The organism is Stenotrophomonas pavanii (assembly GCF_900101175.1).
Classification (GTDB): domain Bacteria; phylum Pseudomonadota; class Gammaproteobacteria; order Xanthomonadales; family Xanthomonadaceae; genus Stenotrophomonas; species Stenotrophomonas pavanii.
This window is the reverse complement of record NZ_FNFQ01000004.1, coordinates 132,237-149,767: the sequence shown is the minus strand read 5'-3', so window position 1 is coordinate 149,767 and position 17,531 is coordinate 132,237. Positions and strand designations below refer to the sequence as shown.

18 protein-coding genes are annotated in these 17,531 nt (G+C 68.6%); 6 read left to right on the top strand and 12 right to left on the bottom strand.

Going from position 1 to position 17,531, the window contains the following annotated elements; all coding sequences use genetic code 11:
• Positions 1-47 precede the first annotated feature (47 nt).
• Positions 48-911: a TolB family protein gene (locus BLS66_RS09270; protein WP_074725782.1), complete on the top strand. Its 864-nt coding sequence runs from the start codon at positions 48-50 to the stop codon at positions 909-911.
• 82 nt (positions 912-993) lie between these two features.
• Here the strand turns inward: BLS66_RS09270 and BLS66_RS09265 are convergent, their stop codons facing one another.
• The 4 genes from BLS66_RS09265 to BLS66_RS09250 form a co-directional block, all read right to left on the bottom strand.
• Positions 994-1,263, bottom strand: coding sequence for a hypothetical protein (locus BLS66_RS09265; RefSeq protein WP_049465253.1), 270 nt, complete (start codon positions 1,261-1,263; stop codon positions 994-996).
• Between the two features lie 32 nt (positions 1,264-1,295).
• Positions 1,296-2,285: a porphobilinogen synthase gene (gene hemB / locus BLS66_RS09260; RefSeq protein WP_049459543.1), complete on the bottom strand. Its 990-nt coding sequence runs from the start codon at positions 2,283-2,285 to the stop codon at positions 1,296-1,298.
• Positions 2,286-2,304: 19 nt separating this feature from the next.
• On the bottom strand, positions 2,305-3,222 hold the full coding sequence (locus BLS66_RS09255; protein WP_049459544.1) for a bestrophin family protein: 918 nt from the start codon (positions 3,220-3,222) through the stop codon (positions 2,305-2,307).
• Positions 3,223-3,344: 122 nt separating this feature from the next.
• Positions 3,345-3,593 (bottom strand): hypothetical protein, encoded by a 249-nt coding sequence (locus tag BLS66_RS09250; protein WP_006475755.1) that lies wholly within the window; start codon positions 3,591-3,593, stop codon positions 3,345-3,347.
• 184 nt (positions 3,594-3,777) lie between these two features.
• On the opposite strand from BLS66_RS09250, the gene BLS66_RS09245 reads away from it, so the two are divergent.
• Positions 3,778-4,236 carry a hypothetical protein gene (locus BLS66_RS09245; RefSeq protein ID WP_005420187.1) on the top strand — a complete coding sequence of 153 codons (459 nt, stop codon included), beginning with the start codon at positions 3,778-3,780 and terminating at the stop codon, positions 4,234-4,236.
• Positions 4,237-4,340: 104 nt separating this feature from the next.
• Here the strand turns inward: BLS66_RS09245 and BLS66_RS09240 are convergent, their stop codons facing one another.
• From BLS66_RS09240 to BLS66_RS09225, 4 genes are all read right to left on the bottom strand, one after another.
• The gene (locus BLS66_RS09240; RefSeq protein WP_074725705.1) at positions 4,341-6,140 is read right to left on the bottom strand and encodes a DUF885 domain-containing protein; all 1,800 of its coding nucleotides are present in this window, start codon (positions 6,138-6,140) and stop codon (positions 4,341-4,343) included.
• Between the two features lie 251 nt (positions 6,141-6,391).
• Entirely contained in the window at positions 6,392-6,907 is a 516-nt protein-coding gene (locus BLS66_RS09235) for a cytochrome c oxidase assembly factor Coa1 family protein (protein WP_049465248.1), read from the bottom strand.
• 25 nt (positions 6,908-6,932) lie between these two features.
• Positions 6,933-9,158 carry a S9 family peptidase gene (locus BLS66_RS09230; protein WP_074725704.1) on the bottom strand — a complete coding sequence of 742 codons (2,226 nt, stop codon included), beginning with the start codon at positions 9,156-9,158 and terminating at the stop codon, positions 6,933-6,935.
• Between the two features lie 176 nt (positions 9,159-9,334).
• The gene (locus tag BLS66_RS09225) at positions 9,335-10,024 is read right to left on the bottom strand and encodes a glutathione binding-like protein (protein WP_049459553.1); all 690 of its coding nucleotides are present in this window, start codon (positions 10,022-10,024) and stop codon (positions 9,335-9,337) included.
• Between the two features lie 112 nt (positions 10,025-10,136).
• Between BLS66_RS09225 and BLS66_RS09220 the strand changes: the two genes are divergently transcribed.
• Together BLS66_RS09220 and BLS66_RS09215 are read left to right on the top strand one after the other, a co-directional pair.
• Complete coding sequence (locus BLS66_RS09220) at positions 10,137-10,757, top strand: TIGR00645 family protein (protein WP_074725703.1); 621 nt, start codon at positions 10,137-10,139, stop codon at positions 10,755-10,757.
• 201 nt (positions 10,758-10,958) lie between these two features.
• Entirely contained in the window at positions 10,959-11,972 is a 1,014-nt protein-coding gene (locus BLS66_RS09215) for an energy transducer TonB (protein ID WP_074725702.1), read from the top strand.
• 83 nt (positions 11,973-12,055) lie between these two features.
• On the opposite strand, the gene BLS66_RS09210 is transcribed toward BLS66_RS09215, so the two are convergent.
• Positions 12,056-12,310, bottom strand: coding sequence for a hypothetical protein (locus BLS66_RS09210; RefSeq protein WP_057493961.1), 255 nt, complete (start codon positions 12,308-12,310; stop codon positions 12,056-12,058).
• A gap of 77 nt (positions 12,311-12,387) precedes the next feature.
• On the opposite strand from BLS66_RS09210, the gene BLS66_RS09205 reads away from it, so the two are divergent.
• Positions 12,388-13,185 (top strand): AraC family transcriptional regulator, encoded by a 798-nt coding sequence (locus tag BLS66_RS09205; RefSeq protein ID WP_074725701.1) that lies wholly within the window; start codon positions 12,388-12,390, stop codon positions 13,183-13,185.
• A gap of 99 nt (positions 13,186-13,284) precedes the next feature.
• Positions 13,285-13,995 carry a transposase gene (locus tag BLS66_RS09200; protein ID WP_074725700.1) on the top strand — a complete coding sequence of 237 codons (711 nt, stop codon included), beginning with the start codon at positions 13,285-13,287 and terminating at the stop codon, positions 13,993-13,995.
• A gap of 23 nt (positions 13,996-14,018) precedes the next feature.
• On the opposite strand, the gene BLS66_RS09195 is transcribed toward BLS66_RS09200, so the two are convergent.
• From BLS66_RS09195 to BLS66_RS09185, 3 genes are read right to left on the bottom strand one after another with little or no spacing between them, the layout of a single operon-like run.
• Entirely contained in the window at positions 14,019-15,203 is a 1,185-nt protein-coding gene (locus BLS66_RS09195) for an ABC transporter permease (RefSeq protein WP_049465234.1), read from the bottom strand.
• Positions 15,200-15,946 (bottom strand): ABC transporter ATP-binding protein, encoded by a 747-nt coding sequence (locus tag BLS66_RS09190; protein ID WP_049465232.1) that lies wholly within the window; start codon positions 15,944-15,946, stop codon positions 15,200-15,202. The genes BLS66_RS09195 and BLS66_RS09190 overlap by 4 nt, the downstream gene beginning before the upstream one ends.
• On the bottom strand, positions 15,943-17,469 hold the full coding sequence (locus tag BLS66_RS09185; protein WP_074725699.1) for an alpha/beta fold hydrolase: 1,527 nt from the start codon (positions 17,467-17,469) through the stop codon (positions 15,943-15,945). Before BLS66_RS09185 ends, BLS66_RS09190 begins: the two co-directional genes overlap by 4 nt.
• Positions 17,470-17,531 lie beyond the last annotated feature (62 nt).

The window sequence follows — 17,531 nt, the reverse complement described above, 5'->3', positions numbered from 1 at the left end:
GAATCCTCAAGCTGGCTAGACTGATGCTCTTTCATGCACGGATCTGGATGATGCGCATCACCCCGCCCCTGCTGGTGCTCGCCGCCAGTCTACTCTCTGCCCCCGTGGCGATGGCGTTGAACGAGTACGGCATCGAAGGCATGGGCGTGGTCTCGACCCGCGCCGACGAGGGCCGCGCCACGATCAGCGCCGATGGCCAGCGCATCGTCTTCGCCCGCCGCGGCGAGGCCGGCTGGGGCCTGTGGGAGGCGCGCGTGGTGGACGGCCGCTGGCAGCAGGCCCAGGCACTGCCGGTCAGCGTGGCCGGTGAAGCCCGCGATCCCTACTTCAGCCGGGATGGCCGCTGGCTGCTGTTCGCGGCCGGTCGCGAGGGCGCGCTGGCGCTGTACCGCGCCGCGTTGGCCGCCGACGGCCAGCTGGGCCCTGCGCAGCCGCTGGCCGGTGACGGCGGGCGCCGGGAAGAGCGCGGGCCGGCGCTGAGCGTGGACGGCAAGCAGCTGCTGTTTGCCCGCCAGCAGGGCCGCGGCGCTGGCTGGGATCTGTTCGTGGCGCCGCTGGATGCGAACGGCAGGCGCGGCCCGGCCAGCGCGCTGAGCGCATTGAACAGCGCCGACGATGAAACCGACGGCGACTGGCTGGGCCAGGATGGCGCCGTGGTGTTCAGCCGCGGCAGCGGTGCAACCGCGCAGGTGTGGAGCAGCGGCTGCGCGTGGAGCGGCGCGGCGCTGCAGCCGCTGGGGCTGTCGTTCAACCAGGCCGGCGGCTGGACCGGCGCGCCGGTGATCGACAACGCCAAGCCGGCGGAGATGCTGGTGGTCAGCAGCGCGGCGAAGGCCCCGCGTGCCGGTGGCGTGGACGTGTACCGGTTGGCGGTGCCGAAGGTGGCGGCGGTGGCCGGGTGCGTGCGGTAGATCCACGCCGCGCGTGGATGGCGCCCGCGAAGGGGTCAGAGCGCTTTCCTGCGGAAAGGGATCCGACCCCGGGCATTGCCCGTCAGCGCGACAACACCTTGGCACGCTGCTGCTCGTACTCCAGCTCACTCAGCTGGCCGTTGTCCTTGCGCTGGTTCAACGCGGCCAGCTCGGCCTGCACGCTGTCCGGCAGCGCCTGCTCACGGGCCACGCGGCGGGCAGCGGAGAGCTGTTCCGGCGGGCGCTTGCCGGCCCGCCACGCGGCGATGAAGACACCGACGATGATGGCGCCGAACACCAGCGTACCGGTGCCCCAGATCAGCCATTGCATCCATCCCAGTTCGGGTCCCATCGCGCAGTCCTCCGTCTATCGTGGCGCTATTGTCAGCGCTCGCGCAGCCATCGCGCCACCTGCGGCGCGAAATAGGTCAGTACGCCGTCGGCACCGGCCCGCTTGAAGCCCAGCAGCGACTCCAGCACGCAGGCACGCTCGTCCAGCCAGCCGTTGGCGAAGGCGGCCTTCATCATCGCGTACTCGCCACTGACCTGATAAGCGAAGGTCGGCACGCCGAAGGTCTCCTTCACCCGGCGCACCAGGTCCAGGTAGGGCATGCCCGGCTTGACCATTACCATGTCGGCGCCCTCTTCCAGGTCCAGCGCGATCTCGCGCAGGGCCTCGTCGCCGTTGGCCGGGTCCATCTGGTAGGTCTTCTTGTCGGCCTTGCCGAGGCTGGCCGCGCTGCCCACCGCATCACGGAACGGGCCGTAGAACGCCGAGGCGTACTTGGCCGAGTAGGCCATGATGCGCACGTTGATGTGGTTCTCGGCATCCAGTGCACGGCGGATCGCGCCGATGCGGCCGTCCATCATGTCCGACGGCGAGACGATGTCGACGCCGGCCTCGGCGTGCGACACCGACTGCTTGACCAGCGCTTCGACCGTGATGTCGTTGAGCACGTAGCCCTTGTCGTCGATGATGCCGTCCTGGCCGTGGGTGGTGTACGGGTCCAGCGCCACGTCGGTCATCACTCCCAGTTCCGGGAAGCGCGACTTCAGCGCGCGGATCGCACGCTGCGCCAGGCCATCCTCGGCCCACGCCGCCGATGCGTCCAGCGACTTCAGCGACGGGTCGATCACCGGGAACAGGTCGATCACCGGAATGCCCAGCTCCAGCGCCTCTTCGGCCACTTTCAGCAGCTCTTCGATCGACAGCCGCTCCACGCCCGGCATCGACGGCACTGCGGTGCGGCCCGCCAGTTCGTGCACGAACACCGGGTAGATCAGGTCATCGGTGGTCAGCGTGTTCTCGCGCATCAGGCGACGCGAGAACTCGTCGTGGCGCATGCGGCGCGGGCGGTAAAGCGGATGGGACATGGCAGGCTCCGAAGAGTGGCTATTGCAACAGGTAGCCCTGCGGCAGCAGGGGTTCGGGCAATGGGCGTTCGCCGAGCGCGTCGAGCTGGTCGATCTCGATCGTGCGCACCAGCGCGTCCAGCGGCAGGTCGTTCGGCTCCAGGCCGAACGGGTCTTCCATTTCTTCGCCCAGCTGGTCCAGGCCGAAGAAGGCATAGGCCAGCACCGCCGACAGCACCGGCGTGCCCCAGCCCAGCGAACTGGCCAGGCCGAACGGCAGCAGCACGCAGAACATCCACGCGCAGCGGTGCAACAGCAGGGTGTAGGCGAACGGCAGCGGCGTGGTGAGGATGCGCTCGCAGCCGGCCTGGATCGACGACATGGCGTGCAGCCGCTCCTCCAGCTGGGTGTAGAGGATCGGATCAAGCTCGCCGGCGCGCAGCGCCTGGGCCAGCTCGGCCGCGATCATCGACAGCAGGGCATCGGGCACGTTCTCGCGCTGGCCCAGCTGCTCGCGCTGCGGCTTGTCCAGCCATGGCAAGGCGGCCAGGGCCACGATGCGCCCACGCAGGCGTGCGGCCAGCGCATGGGCGAACGCAGTGGTGAGATAGGCGATGCGACGGCGGCGGCCGGGGTCATCGGCCAGCAGCAGGTTCACCTGGCGGGCCAGCGAACGCGATTCGTAGACCAGCTGGCCCCACAGCTTGCGGCCTTCCCACCAGCGCTCGTAGCAGGCGCTGTTGCGGAAGCTGAGGAAGATCGACAGGACCAGGCCGAGCAGGGTGAACGGCGTGACCGACACGCGCTCGATGCCGGTCGGCGGGGCCAGCTCCACCACCGCCGCCACGGCGATGGACAGGATCAGGATGGCCAGCACCTTCGGCGCGATCGCTTTGACGATCGAGCCGCGCAGGATGTACAGCAGTTGCCAGCCGTGGGGACGGGGTCGGATGATCATCGGGCAGCCGCGCCGGGCGCGGATTCACAGGCACGCGGGGGGCTCGCGCAGCCGCTCATTGTACGCCCCTGCCCGGCCGGCAGCCGTGCACCTGCGACGCCCTGTCGCACCCGGCGCCGGGGTCAGATCACGCCGCCCCCCAGGCCCAGGCGCAGGATGCCGACCACCACCACGATGCCGTTCAGCACCAGCCCGGCCCAGGCCCGGCCGCGCTTGCTGGGGTGGGTGAACAGGATGCCCAGCGCGGCGATCACCGCACCGACGGCGGCGAACGGGATCAGGAACCAGTTGCCCCAGCCGAGCAGCGGAATCAGCGCCAGGATCATCCACAGCAGCGCCAGCACGCCCCACAACAGACTGATCACACCCATTCCGCTCTCCCGTCGTTGGTTCCTGTCCCCACCATAGTCGTTCCCGCTGCCGCCGCCTACTGCCCTTGGCGGGGCTGTCACCCGCACCGTGATAGCGTGCGGCCGTGGCTGCCCTGGCCGGGGGGTTGGCACCGATTCAGAGTAGCCCGCCGATGATCGCAACCAGTCCTACAGGGGTCGTGCCATGAACATCCGTTGGGCCGCGTTGGCGGCCATCCTGCTGGTCGCCGCCGGTTGTGCCAGCACCTCCAAGGTCATGCTGGGCCGCGCCCGCGCGCCGATCGACCCGGCACTGGTCCAGATCTATTCCACGCCACCGGCCGGCTCCCAGGAAATCGCGCAGCTGGAATCGGCGTCTGCCGTGGGCTTCGGCACGCAGGGCCAGACCGACGCTGCAGTGGCGCGCCTGAAGCGTGAAGCCGCCGCACTGGGCGCCAATGGGGTGGTGCTGATGGGCGTGGGCAGCAGCGGCTCGCCGGTGGGCATGTCCGTGGGCGCCGGCACGTTCGGCTCGCACGTGGGTGGCGGCGTCGGCATTGGTATTCCGACCACGCAGAAGCGCGCCGCCGGCGTGGCGATCTGGGTACCCAACCCGGAACCGCCGGCGCGGTTGCCGACGCAGGTGATCACGCCGCAGCGGTGACGCGGCAGCCTCACCGCAGGTAGTGCCGGCCGCTGGCCGGCAACCTCAGAAATCCTCTCTACGCCAGAGGAATGCCGGCCAGCGGCCGGCACTACCGGAGGGGTTCAGCGCGTGTACTTCGGCACGAACACCTTGTTCACCGCGTCGGCCAGCTGGTCCGGCGGCAGCAGGCCCTGGTCGAGCAGGAAGTTGTTGAACGCGAGGCGATCGAACTTCGCACCCAGTGCCAGCTCGGTCTGCATGCGCAGCTCCAGGATGCGGGTGTAACCGTAGAAGTAGCTGCCGGCCTGGCCCGGCATGCGCACCATGTAGCGGTCCAGTTCCTGGGTGGCCATCGCCTTGGACAGGCCGACCTGCTCCATCAGCACGCGCTCGCCGTTGGCGCGGTCGGTCAGGCCCAGGTTGAGCATCGGGTCGAGCATTGCGCGCGCGGCGCGCAGCAGGCGGAACTGCAGGGCGATCATCTGCCCGTCCAGCGGTTCGTAGGGCACCATCTCGGCCTCGGCATACAGCGCCCAGCCTTCCACGTTCACCGAATTGAACGCGAACATGGTGCGTGCCAGCGACACGCCACGCTCGACCATCGCGGTGAACTGCAGCTCGTGGCCGGGGCGGCCTTCATGCGCGCTCAGCGTCCACGCCGCCGCACCGAAGTTGAAGTCGTCGTACTGCGCGCCCGGGCCCGCCGCCGGATTGCCCAGCGGCAGCACGAAGGTGCCCTGCTGCCCGGTGTTGTTGACCAGGGGCGCCGGCAGGAAGTGCGGTGCCGGGCTGGCCGCGCTCTCGGCGGCCGAACCCAGGCGCATCTGCATGGCGCGCTTGGGCACGTCGACGATGGCGTGCTCGCGGATCAGCGGATCGATCGCGTCGATCACCTTGCGGTAGTGGCCTTCAAGATGGTCGTCGGCGATCTTGTCGGCCTTCAGCGCGCGGATCACCGCCACCGGATCGCTGGGATCGGCCACCTTCAGGCCCTTGGCCTTCACCACCAGCGGCGCCAGCTGCTGCATCGCCGAGCGGGTTTCCATGAACTCCAGCTGCGCGCGCTGCATCAGCAGCTTCGGATCGATGTCGATGCCGACCTGCTTGAGCTGGTAGGCGTACAGCGGCGCCGGCAGGCGCGCATCGGTGCGTGCCTTCGGCAGCACTTCCTTGCGGGTCCAGGCAGCGTAGTCCTTCATCTGCCCGGCCAGGGTTTTCATCGCCTCGTCAGCGTCGGCGATCTGGTACTTCTTCAGCAGCGACTCGATGCCGGTGATGTAGGTCTCGACGTTGTCCAGCGACTGCTGCACTTCGATCTTCGTCGGCTGCAGCAGGCTGCTGTCCTTCAAGCGCTCTTCGTAGCGCTGGCGGGCCAGCGTGGTGAACGCGGTGCCGCCCGGCTGCAGGCCGGCATAGGCCTTGAGGCGGCCAAGCGCCTTGGCACGGCGCTCGGCCGGCACCTGGTCGGACAGCAGCAGGTTGAGGCCGCTGAACACCGTCTGCGGCGCATCGCTCCACGGCAGCAGGTACTTCTCGTTGAGCTCGCTGCCTTCGATGTTCTGGTTGGCGGCATGGATCATGATCTCCAGGTCCTGGCGGACGTTGGGATCCTTCTCGGTGGCCAGCTTCGCCTTCAGCTCATCGCGGGCCTTGGCCATCGCGGCACGGTAGCGCTTGCCGTTGTCGGGGCCGAGGTCGGCGACCTTGTCGTCGTAGCCGGGCACGCCGAAGAAGCCGGTTTCTTCCGGCTGGAACGGGCCCTGTGCATCGAGCAGGATCTGCGCCAGCGCATTGCTGCGGGCCACCCAGGCCGGGCTGGCCGGCGTGGCGGCCTTGGCGGCGGGTGCGGCCAGCGCCGGCGGTGCGGACAGCAGCGGTGCAGCGGTCAGGGCCAGGGCAACGGCCAAAGCGATCGGCTTCATGGTGCACTCCAGGACAGGGTTGCCCGCACCCTACGCGCTCAGCGCGGTGGCGACAATCGGCGGGAAGTCATGGCGGGCTGGTTGTGCAGCCGGGGCTCCGCGGAAGCCCGCCGGCGTAGAGTCGACTGTCAGTCGACTATCGCGCGCAGCGCGGCGGTTTCGCTATCTGATCGAAGAGCAGTCGACTGACAGTCGACTCTACCCGGTCGACTCTACCCCGTCGACGTCCCGCAGTTGCCTGCCCGTGGAGGTCACATCGCAGCCGTCGGCGGGCATTCGCCGCGCTCGCGGCAGGCCTGCAGTTCGCATTCCTGCGCGGCCTCATCGTCGTCCAGCGCGGTCAGGTCGAAGGTCTGCCTGTCCTCGCCCAGCACGTACATCACCGGGTAGTCCCACACGTCGTCACTGCGGGTGCCCTTCACGAACAGCCGGCCGTGCGCGCGGGGACCTTCCAGGGCCACGGTCAGGCCGACGTCACGCTGGCCGTTGATCGCGGTCTGCATGCTGCCCAGCGGCATCGATTCGGCACGCAGCGGCTCGCCGAAGGCTTCCACCAGTTCGATGCTGCAGCCGGCGCGACGCAGCGCTTCGCGCATCGGTGGGCTCTCGCGTGCCGCCTCGCTCCAGCGCAGCACGCTCCAGGCCACCGTGCCACCGGCCCCGCCCAGCACCAGCAGCACGGCCACGGGCATCGCCCAGCGCCAGTGGCGGGACCACCAGCCGGCGGGCTTCGGGCCGTGGGTGGGAATCGGCGGCGGCAGTGTCATCGGCGGGCTCCTTCCCGTCTGTGTTTCAAGGCTTCAGGCAGCGCCCCAGGAAGGCTTCGGCCACACGGTAGCGATGCAGGGCATCGGCGCCGGACAGGCCATGCTTGGCACCCGGGTAGGTCATCAGCTCGAACGGCTGGCCGCGCTTCTGCAGCGCGCTCATCAAGCTGGTCGAATTGGTGAACAGCACGTTGTCGTCCGCCATGCCATGGATCAGCAGCAGCGGCGAACGCAGGCCATCGATGTGGGTCAGCACGCGCGCTTCGCGGTAGCCGGCGTCGTTGCGCGCCGGCAGGTCCATGTAGCGCTCGGTGTAATGGCTGTCGTACAGGCCCCAGTCGGTGACCGGGGCGCCGGCCACGCCGCAGGCGTACTGGTTCGACGCCTTGGCCAGCAGCATCAGGGTCATGTAGCCGCCGTTGGACCAGCCCTGCACACCGATGCGCGCCGGATCCACCCACGGCTGCTGCTTGAGCCAGGCCACGCCGCGCAGCTGGTCGGTCACTTCCACCGTGCCCTGCTTCCCGTACAGCGCACCCCCGAAGTCGCGGCCGCGGCGCGGGGTACCGCGGTTGTCCAGCGAGAACACCACGTAGCCCTGCTGGGCCAGGTACTGGTTGAACAGATGGTCGCCGCGGCCGGGCCAGCTGTCGGTGACGGTCTGGCTGGCCGGGCCGCCATAGACATACACCGCCACCGGGTAGCGCCTGGACGGATCGAAGCCGGCCGGCTTGATCAGGCTGTAGTGCAGCGGCGTCTTGCCGTCGGCGGCGCTGAGCGTGCCGAACTCGACCGGGCGCTGCGCGTCGCGGTAGCGCGCATACGGGTGCTTGGGATCGGCCAGATCGTTCTCCACCAGCGTGGCGATCTTCTCGCCGTTGGCGCGGAACAGCTCGATCTGCGGCGGCGTGGTGCTGTTGGACCAGCTGTCCACATAGACGCTGGCGTTGCGGGCGAAGCTGGCGCTGTGCATGCCCGGCGCCTTCGACAGGCGCTGCGGCTCGCCGCCCTGCAGCGAGACCGCGTAGATCTGGCTTTCGCGCGGGCTTTCGATGCCGGCACGGAAGTAGGCCTTGTCGGCCGTCTCATCCACCGCCAGCAGCTCGTCCACCGGCCAGTTGCCGTGGGTCAGCGCGGTGGTCTTGCCCTTGCTGTCGATGCGGTACAGGTGCTGGAAACCGGTGCGCTCGGACGACCACAGCACGCTGCCGTCTTCAAGGAAGCGCAGGCTGTTGTGCAGCGGTACCCAGGTCGGGCTGGTTTCGTGGGCGAGTACGCGCTGGCGGTTGGAGTCGAGTGCCACTTCCACCAGGTCCAGCTGCTTCTGGTCGCGCGACTGGCGCTGGAAGCTCAGGTGCTGCGGATCGCGCCAGTCGACGCGGGCCAGGTAGATGTCCTGTTCCTTGCCCAGGTCGATCCAGCGCGGCTGCGCATCGGCGGCCGGTGCGATGACGCCCAGCTGCACGCGCACGTTGGCGTCGCCGGCGGCCGGGTAACGCTGTTCGATCACATCGGTGCGGTCGGCGTAGACCTCGTAGCGCTTCTGCACCGGCACCGGCGCCTCGTCGATACGGGCAAAGGCAATCGCCGAATCATCCGGTGCCCACCAGTAACCGGTGTGGCGGTCCATCTCTTCATCGGCGACGAACTCGGCCACGCCGTTGCCGATGGTGGTGCTGCCGTCGTGGGTCAGCTGCAGCTGCCTGCCGCTGGCCAGGTCGATCACCCACAGGTTGCGGCCACGGATGAAGCTGACGAAGCCGCCCTTGGGCGACAGCTTGGCGTCGGTGACGAAGCCCTCACCGTGGGTCAGCTGGCGCACGGCCGCCGCGCCCTGCTGCTTGAGGTCGTACAGGTACAGCTCGCCGCCCAACGGGAACAGCAGGCGCTGTGCGTCCGGCGCCCACTGGTAATCGACGATGCCGGTCATGGCGGCGATGCGCTGGCGCTCGCGGCGCGCCTTTTCCTCATCGCTGAGGGTCTCGGTGCCGGGCAGCACCACCTTGGAATCAACCAGCAACCGGGTCTGGCCACTGCCGATGTCGTAGGTCCACAGATCCAGCTGGTTGCGATCGCTGTCCTTGCCGCGCAGGAAACTGACCTGCGAACCGTCCGGCGCCACCTTGGGCTTCATCAGGGTCGGGCCGGACAGCGGCAGCGGGCCGGTGATGGCCTCCAGGGTCAGCTTTTCGGCGTGGGCGGCGGTACTGGTGGCGAGCATGAGGGCAAGCGAAGCGAACAGGTGGCGCATGGAGGATCCCGGCAAACGGCAGGTCCGCCCGGCGGCAGGCGCGGGGCGGTCGTTCCTCCATCCTAACCAAGCCCGTGCGGGAAGGCAGCATGACCTTCTGCCCATGGCGGCGCACTGGAGGGTCAGCGCCCTTTGCGCTGCAAAGGGATCCGACCCTCCGGGGCCACCTGCCGGGGTCAGCGCTGGCCGAACAGGTGCTTGCGCTCTTCGTCGCTGAGCGGCTTGCCGGCGTTCGGGTTCACCTGCTGGCGCAGCGCATAGGCGCGCTGGGTGGCCGGGCGCGCGGCGATGGCCTCGTGCCAGCGCTTGAGGTTCGGGAACGCGGCGAAGTCCACCGGCAGCTTGTCGTAGGCGCCGACCCACGGGTAGCTGGCCATGTCGGCGATGGTGTACGCATCGCCGGCCAGGAAGGCGTGCTGTGCCAGGCGCTTGTCCATCACCCCGTGCAGGCGGCGCACCTCGTTGTCGTAGCGCTCGATGGCATAGGGAATCTTCTCCGGCGCGTACACATTGAAATGGCCCATCTGGCCACTCATCGGGCCCAGGCCCGCCATCTGCCAGAACAGCCATTCCAGCGTGGTCACGCGGCCACGCGCGTCGCTGGGCAGGAAGCGGCCGGTCTTCTCGGCCAGGTACAGCAGGATCGCGCCGGACTCGAACACGCTCTGCGGGGCGCCGCCATCGGCCGGGGCGTGGTCGACGATGGCCGGCATCTTGTTGTTGGGCGAGATGGCCAGGAACTCTGGCTTGAACTGGTCACCCGAGCCGATGTTGACCGGGTGGATGCGGTACTCCAGGCCGGCTTCCTCCAACAGCAGGGTCACTTTGTGGCCGTTCGGGGTGGGCCAGTAATACAGGTCGATCATGGCGTCGGCTCGGGGTGCGGAAAGGAACCTGAAGTCTAGTGCGTGAGTTGGGTTGGCACCGTCATGGCGGGCCGGTAACCTCGCCTCTCCCCCGAAACGCAGCATCCCCCGCATGAGTGCAAACCGCCCGCCGCTCTCCCCGTTGTCCACGTTGATCTTCGCCTCGCGCTGGCTGCAGCTGCCGCTGTACCTGGGCCTGATCGTGGCGCAGTGCGTCTACGTGTTCCTGTTCGGCAAGGAACTGTGGCACCTGATCTCGCATTCGGTGTCGATGGGCGAGCAGCAGATCATGCTGATCGTGCTGGGCCTGATCGACGTGGTGATGATCTCCAACCTGCTGGTCATGGTGATCGTCGGCGGCTATGAGACCTTCGTCTCGCGCCTGCGCCTGGAAGGCCACCCGGACCAGCCGGAATGGCTGAGCCACGTCAATGCCAGCGTGCTGAAGGTGAAGCTGGCGATGGCGATCATCGGCATCTCCTCGATCCACCTGCTGAAGACCTTCATCGCCAGTGGCGCGTTGAATGGCATCCCGCTGTGCACGCCGGAGCAGATGAGCGTGGCCGCCGCCAACATCGGTGTCGCCCGCTGCTCGATGCTGACCCCTGACGGCGTGCTGTGGCAGACCATCATCCACTGCGTGTTCATCCTGTCGGCGATCGGCATCGCCTGGACCGACAAGCTGATGTCCAACGGCCACAGCAAGCCGCACGACAAGACCCACGACCACTGAGGTCGCCGCCAGCCACGGCATGATGGCCGCGGACCCACCCGGCCACCACCCCTTGCGCGGGGCGGTGGCCGGGATGCTAGATTGCATCCTCGCCGTTGCCGGCGGTGGCGTCGGGAAACGCCACCCTGCCGCGCCTGGACCACGGGTCCCGGCCATGCATATCAATGATTTACGTCACGTCGTCTTCTAAAGGGGAGCAGGATGTCGCACGTCTCAACGATCACCGCCGCGCGCCGGTGGCTGCCGGTTGCCCTGGCACTGGCGCTGGCCGCCTGCTCGGGCAAGGAAGAAGCCGCTGCACCGGCCCCGGCCTCCGCGCCCGCCGCCGCTGCGCCGGCCGCGCCGGTGGTCGCCGCCAAGGTGCAGTCGATGGGCACCGAGCAGCTGCGTGAGTCGGCCAGCCAGGCCCTGCGCGAGAACCGCATGTACGCGCCGGCCGGCGACAACGCCATCGAGTACTACCTCGCCCTGCGCGACAAGACCCCGGACGACGCCTCGGTGAAGAGCGCGCTGACCGACCTGCTGCCGTACACGCTGATCGCCGCCGAACAGCACCTGGGGCGCGAGGACTACACCGAAGCACAGCGGCTGGTGGCGCTGATCGAGAAGGTCGATGCCTCCGCGCCGGCCCTGCCGCGCCTGAAGGACGGCCTGGCCAAGGGCGTGCAGAACGCGGCCAAGCGCACCGAAGCCGAAGCCGAGAAGGCCAAGAAGGACGCCGAGGACCGCAGCAAGCAGCAGACCGAACAGCAGCGCCTGGCCGAGCAGCGTGCCAAGGAAGCCGACGCGGCCAAGCAGATCGCTGCCCAGCAGGACGCCGCCCGCCGCGACAACGAGCGCCAGGAAGCCGAGCGCCAGGCTGCGGCCCGCCGCGAAGCTGAGCAGAAGCAGCAGCAGGCTGCCGCCCAGCAGGCCAGCGCGGCACGCCAGGCCGCAGCGCCTGCGGCCGCTGCGGCACCCAACCTGCGCCCGGTCAGCACGCCGGCACCGCGCTATCCGTCCGAGGCGCTGCGTGCCGGCACCTCGGGCGAGGTGCTGGTGGAGATCACCGTCGGCACCGACGGTTCGGTGACCAATGCCCGTGTGCTGCGCGCAACGCCATCGCGCGTCTTCGATCGCGAGGCCATGAACGCGGTCAAGCGCTGGCGCTTCGAGCCGGTCAGCGCACCGGTCACCACCCGCCGGACCCTGGTGTTCGCCCCGGGCGGCAGCTGACCGCAGAAAAGGGGACGGAGGGGATTAAGTCGTTTCCGCCCCGCAATGACGACAAGGCCCGGCCTGTCCGGGCCTTGTCCGTTTCAGCAGGCACTGTCGATCAGGCGCTGCAGTGCCGGATCGCGCGCGGCCAGCACCTGGAACAGGCCAAGCGCATGCAGGCCCGGCAGCAGCGCACGCAGGTCGGCTTCGGCGGCGGCGCGGGTGGCGTCGTTGCTGGCGGCGTCCTGCCAGTCGCGGACACTGGCAAGGAACGCGCCGACGCTGCCCTTGCGCACGGTGAGGCCGTTTACCTGTACTTCGTTCTGGTGGTCGGGAAGGATGTCCTGGGGCTGCATCGGGGCGGCTCGTGTTGGATGGGCGCCCAGTGTGGCGCGCGCGGGTCGGCGCTTCTGCCGTATAACTGCCAATGGATATGGCAGATCAGACACCGACCGGCTTGATTGATCCGGCATTGGCGGACGCCGACGACGGCCCCATCGTGCTGGCCGGCCAGCTGCGCGTGCCCGGAAGGCGGCGCACCGCCCGCCACCAGCACCGGCGCGGTCAATTGCTGGGCGCCCATCAGGGCCTGTTGCGGATCGAAGCCGGGAATCTGCAGTGGCTGCTTCCGGCCGGGCACGTTGCCTGGATACCGCCGCTGCTGCCCCATGCGCTGCTCGGGGCAGACGGGTTCGATGGCTGGAGCCTGTACGTCCGCGCCGATGCCGGCCTGGATCTGCCCCCGCTGCCCCGTATTTTCCAACCCGATGCGCTGTTGCAGGCGGCGGTGACGCGCGCACTGCGCTGGCCGCATCAGGCACTGGACGCTGCGCAGGCACGCCTGGCCGGCGTCCTCGCCGATGAGATCCGTGCCAGCACTCCCTTGCCACTTGCCCTGCCACAGCCGCGGGATCGCCGGTTGCGGCGGATCGCGGCGGCGCTGGCGCGATCGCCGGACGACCTGCGCAGTGTCGAAGCGTGGGCAGCCACCGGCGGCCTGTCCAGCCGCAGCCTCGCCCGCCGGTGGCAGGCCGACACAGGCATGACCCTGGGCCATTGGCGGCAACGCCTGCGCGTGCTGCTGTCGCTGCCACGCCTGCTGGCCGGCGAGCCGGTGACCCGCGTCGCGCTGTCGATGGGATACGACACCCCAAGCGCGTTCATCACCGTGTTCAAGCGCGAGATGGGTGTGACGCCCGCGCGGTACGGAAAAGGGGACGGAGGGGATTAAGTCGCTTCTGACTCCTCCGATACGCCTGCGCGGCATTACCTGATGCCCCACGCCACGGTGCCGATGCCAGGCTGAGACCCCCTTCGACCTGGGAATCCCATGCCCCGACAAGCGCGCCTGATGCTGGCCGGCCAGGCCTATCACGTGATCCAGCGCGGTGTGAACAAGGGTGCGATCTTCGTCGACGACATCGACCGGCAACTGTTCCTGCATCTGCTGCACAGCGCTTTCCTCAAGCACCGCGTCGCACTGCATGCCTATGCCCTGATGGACAACCACGTCCACCTGCTGGCCACGCCATCCACGCAGCGCGGGCTGGCCGATGCAATGCGCATGCAGGGCAACAACTATGTGCAGGCTTTCAACCAGCGGCACGGCCGCACCGGTCCCCTGTGGCAGGGCCGCTTCCATTCCTCAATGATCGACAGCGACGGCTACCTGCTCAGCGTATACCGCTACATCGAACGCAATCCCGTTCGTGCCGGCATTGCTGTCAGCGCTGAAGATCATCCGTGGTCCAGCGTGCACGGCAACCTTCAACGACGCGATGATCCCATGCTGACCCCGCATCCCGCATTCAGAGCGTTGGCCGCGACCGCTCGCAACAGGACGACGGTGTATGCGCGATTCCTGCGCGATGTGAATGCGTCCGCCGATCTGCCCGCAATCCGTAGTCATAGCGCCAAACAGCGCCCGTTGGGGGATGCTGCCTTCCTGCGGATGGTAGAGCAGACGCTCGGGCGCCCGGTGGCGATGCGAAGACAAGGCCGCCCGCGCAAGGAGGGGACGGGAGGGGCAGAAACGACTTAATCCCCTCCGTCCCCTTTTTCTGGTCAACCCGAAATGGCCAGGCGCTCGTTGTGGTAGCGGCGCACGGCGGCGAACCACAGTACGGCGGCCAGGCCGAGGCTGGCGCCGAGGTAGATCGCCCAGACTGCGGGGGTAATGGTCTCGTGGCGGATCACCTTCAGCAGCATCTGGTTCTGCGACAGGAACGGCACGGCGTACTGCCACAGCTCGCTCTTCAGCGGATAGGCCACCAGTGCGTAGCCGGGCAGCATCGGCAGCAGCATCAGCCAGGTCATGTGGCTCTGCGCTTCCTTCATGCTCTTGGCCGCGGCCGACAGGAAGGTCAGCAGCGAGGTGCCGATCAGCAGCATCGGCAGCATCACCAGTAGCATCTGCAGCATCGAGCCGACGTTCATGTTGAACTGGCGGCCGATGTTGCCGGGTGCGATCTGCGCGCTCACCTTGAAGGCGACCAGGGTCAGCAGCAGCGACACGAAACCGACCACGCAGGCGGCGGCGATCTTGCCGCTGACGATCGCGCTGCGCGAGCCCGGCGTGGCCAGCAGGGGTTCCAGCGACTGCCGCTCGCGCTCGCCGGCGGTGGCGTCCATCACCAGGTAGGCGCCACCGATGAACGAGGTCAGTGTCAGCAGCACCGGCAGCAGCATCGACAGGATCATGCCGCGCTTGGCTTCGGCACTGGCCAGGTCCTGGCGCGCCACGTCCAGCGGGCGGGCCACCTGTGCGTCGATGCCGCGTGCCATCAGGCGCAAGGCACCGACCTGGCCGTTGTAGGTGGCCAGCGCCGCCTCCAGGCGTGCACTGGGTACTTCGGCCGCGCGACGCGTGCTGTCCTTGATCACCTCCACCAGCGCCGGCTTGCCCTCGGCCCAGTCCTTGCCGAAGTCATCGCTGATGCGCAGCGCTACATCGATGTCCTGGCTGCGGATGGCCTCGGCCAGGTCCTTCGGTGCCGGTGCGGCATTGAGGCCCTGTGCAGCGAGGAAGCGCACCAGGTTGGGTGCGTTCTCCGCACCGATGGTGGGAATCTGCAACGGCGCTTCGATCTGGGTGCGCACCCGGCTCTCGGCCAGCTTGCCCATGCCCAGCAGCAGCACCGGGTACAGCAGTGGCCCGAACAGCAGGGTCAGCAGCAGCGTGCGCCGGTCTCGCGACAGGTCACGCAGCTCCTTGCGCATCACCGTCATCAGGGTCGACATCATGCTCATGCGTGCAGGCCCTCTTCGCTGCCGATCAGTTTCACGAACGCGTCCTCAAGATTGGCTTCACCGGCCTGTGCACGCAGCTCGTCGGCGCTGCCGGCGGCCATCACCGTGCCCTTGGCAATGATCACGATGTGGTCACACAACGCGCCCACCTCCTGCATGATGTGGCTGGACAGGATCACGCAGCGCCCTTCTTCGCGCAGGCCCAGCAGGAAGCGGCGCAGCGCGCGCGTGGTCATCACATCGAGGCCGTTGGTCGGTTCATCGAGGATGACGTTGCGCGGGTCGTGCACCAGCGCGCGGGCGATCGCGGTCTTGGTGCGCTGGCCCTGCGAGAAACCATCGGTCTGGCGGTCGAGGATGTCGCCCATGTCCAGCGCGTGCGACAGCACCTCGATGCGTTCGCGGATGCGCTCGGCCGACAGGCCATGCAGCTCGCCAAAGTAGGCGATGTTCTCGCGCGCGGTCAGGCGCTTGTAGACGCCACGTGCATCGGGCAGCACACCCAGGTGGCGACGCACCTCGACGGGATTGCGTGCCGCATCGATGCCATCGACAGTGATGCTGCCCTGGTCGGGCGTCATCAGCGTGTAGAGCATGCGCATGGTGGTGGTCTTGCCGGCACCATTGGGGCCGAGCAGGCCGGTGATCTGTCCGTCGCCAGCGCGGAAGCCGACGTTGGAGACCGCCTGGATGCGGCCCGTGCGGGTATCGAAGGCCTTGTGCAGGCTGTCGGCGACGATCATGGTTCCCATCCGTTGAACGAGGTGAACGCCGGCACGTAGCTCAGCGTGTCCAGGCAGCCGGCATCCAGCGCCTTGGCATCGGTCGTGTCGATGAACTGGCCGAGCAGGCGCGGCATGCAGCCGGCGGCCAGGGTGCCATGGCCCTGGCCACGGGCGACCAGCGCACGGCCGTTGGGCAGGCCCTTGAGTACCTGCGCGGCATAGCGCGGCGGCGTCACCGGGTCCAGCTCACCGGACAGCAACAGCGCCGGCACGTTGCTGCGCAGTGGCACCGCATCGGTCGCCGGCGCCGGCCGGTGCGGCCACACCGGGCAGGCGGCGAAGAAGGTACTGGCCACCTCGTTGCCGAACAGCCGCGCCGGATCCTCGGCCGGCGCGTGGTAGCGCGGTGCATCCTCGCTGCAGATCACCGACCACTGCATGCCGCGGTTGATCTGGAAATCCATGCTGCGGTTCGCACCGCGGGCCAACGACGCCAGCGGCGCGTAGCGGCCATGAGCGGCCTCATCCAGCACCAGCGGCAACAGCGAGGAATACTGCGGCACGTACGAGAAGGCGAAGGCCAGGCCGACCACACTGTCCGGCGTCAGGACATCCTGCCGCGGTGCGTTGGTACCCGGGTCGCGATACTCGACCGGGACCGGCGCACGGCGCAGGGTGTCGACCACGCTGCGCAGCTGCGCGCGGGTATCGGTCGGGAAACGCTTGCTGCAGGCGGCGTCCTTGCGGCACTGCGCCGACTGCAGGGCGATCGCATCCTCGAACGTGGTCGCGAAGTCACCGCCGACCACCAGTTCGTTCGGTATCACGCCATCGATGACGATGCTGCGCGTGTGCTGCGGGTAGGCACCGGCGTAGCGCTGGGCCACGCGGGTGCCGTAGGAACCGCCGACCAGGTTGACCTTGTCCACGCCGAGCGCCGCCCGCACCGCATCCAGGTCGGCGATGGCTTCGGTGGTGGTATAGAAGCGCGCATCGGCGCGCCCCTGCAGCGACGCGGCGCAGCGTTGGGCGTAGTCGCGCAGCGAGGCCTCCGAAGACGCGTCATCTTCGCCCATCGGCAGCTCCTTGCCGTCCGCGCCCAGGCAGCTGAACGGGTTCGAGCCGCCGGTGCCGCGCTGGTCGATCAGGAACACGTCACGCTGCTTGCGTACCTGGCGCAGCGCGGTGTCGACGACGACGGCCACTTCGCTGGCCGCCTGGCCAGGGCCACCGGCGAGGAAGAACACCGGATCGGGCTGGCTGGAACCGCTGCTGCCCGATTCCAACCAGGCGATGCGCAGGTCGATGCGGCGAGCCTCAGGCCGGGCCCGGTCCTCCGGCACCTGCAGGGTGGCGCACTGCGCTTCCACGTTGGCGCTGGCGCCGACGGTGGACAGCGTGCAGGGCTGGAAGTCGATCGTGCCGAAGCGGCGGCTGGGTGCATCGCTGGCGCTGCCGGCGTCGGCCGCCGGCGACGGGCTGCACCCGGCAAGCAACAGGCTGGCCAGCATTCCGGCCAGCGCGAGGTGGTGTCTTTGCATCGTGCTCGTTTCCCCTGGAGGACGTTCCTGTCGACCACGACGGGCTGCCGCGGAAGATGTGA

What these genes read in the sequence shown, in the direction of transcription:
- BLS66_RS09270 (WP_074725782.1), top strand. Translation starts at nt 48, where the DNA reads ATGATGCGCATCACCCCGCCCCTGCTGGTGCTCGCCGCCAGTCTACTC.
- BLS66_RS09265 (WP_049465253.1), bottom strand. Translation starts at nt 1,263, where the DNA reads ATGGGACCCGAACTGGGATGGATGCAATGGCTGATCTGGGGCACCGGT.
- hemB (WP_049459543.1), bottom strand. Translation starts at nt 2,285, where the DNA reads ATGTCCCATCCGCTTTACCGCCCGCGCCGCATGCGCCACGACGAGTTC.
- BLS66_RS09255 (WP_049459544.1), bottom strand. Translation starts at nt 3,222, where the DNA reads ATGATCATCCGACCCCGTCCCCACGGCTGGCAACTGCTGTACATCCTG.
- BLS66_RS09250 (WP_006475755.1), bottom strand. Translation starts at nt 3,593, where the DNA reads ATGGGTGTGATCAGTCTGTTGTGGGGCGTGCTGGCGCTGCTGTGGATG.
- BLS66_RS09245 (WP_005420187.1), top strand. Translation starts at nt 3,778, where the DNA reads ATGAACATCCGTTGGGCCGCGTTGGCGGCCATCCTGCTGGTCGCCGCC.
- BLS66_RS09240 (WP_074725705.1), bottom strand. Translation starts at nt 6,140, where the DNA reads ATGAAGCCGATCGCTTTGGCCGTTGCCCTGGCCCTGACCGCTGCACCG.
- BLS66_RS09235 (WP_049465248.1), bottom strand. Translation starts at nt 6,907, where the DNA reads ATGACACTGCCGCCGCCGATTCCCACCCACGGCCCGAAGCCCGCCGGC.
- BLS66_RS09230 (WP_074725704.1), bottom strand. Translation starts at nt 9,158, where the DNA reads ATGCGCCACCTGTTCGCTTCGCTTGCCCTCATGCTCGCCACCAGTACC.
- BLS66_RS09225 (WP_049459553.1), bottom strand. Translation starts at nt 10,024, where the DNA reads ATGATCGACCTGTATTACTGGCCCACCCCGAACGGCCACAAAGTGACC.
- BLS66_RS09220 (WP_074725703.1), top strand. Translation starts at nt 10,137, where the DNA reads ATGAGTGCAAACCGCCCGCCGCTCTCCCCGTTGTCCACGTTGATCTTC.
- BLS66_RS09215 (WP_074725702.1), top strand. Translation starts at nt 10,959, where the DNA reads ATGTCGCACGTCTCAACGATCACCGCCGCGCGCCGGTGGCTGCCGGTT.
- BLS66_RS09210 (WP_057493961.1), bottom strand. Translation starts at nt 12,310, where the DNA reads ATGCAGCCCCAGGACATCCTTCCCGACCACCAGAACGAAGTACAGGTA.
- BLS66_RS09205 (WP_074725701.1), top strand. Translation starts at nt 12,388, where the DNA reads ATGGCAGATCAGACACCGACCGGCTTGATTGATCCGGCATTGGCGGAC.
- BLS66_RS09200 (WP_074725700.1), top strand. Translation starts at nt 13,285, where the DNA reads ATGCCCCGACAAGCGCGCCTGATGCTGGCCGGCCAGGCCTATCACGTG.
- BLS66_RS09195 (WP_049465234.1), bottom strand. Translation starts at nt 15,203, where the DNA reads ATGAGCATGATGTCGACCCTGATGACGGTGATGCGCAAGGAGCTGCGT.
- BLS66_RS09190 (WP_049465232.1), bottom strand. Translation starts at nt 15,946, where the DNA reads ATGATCGTCGCCGACAGCCTGCACAAGGCCTTCGATACCCGCACGGGC.
- BLS66_RS09185 (WP_074725699.1), bottom strand. Translation starts at nt 17,469, where the DNA reads ATGCAAAGACACCACCTCGCGCTGGCCGGAATGCTGGCCAGCCTGTTG.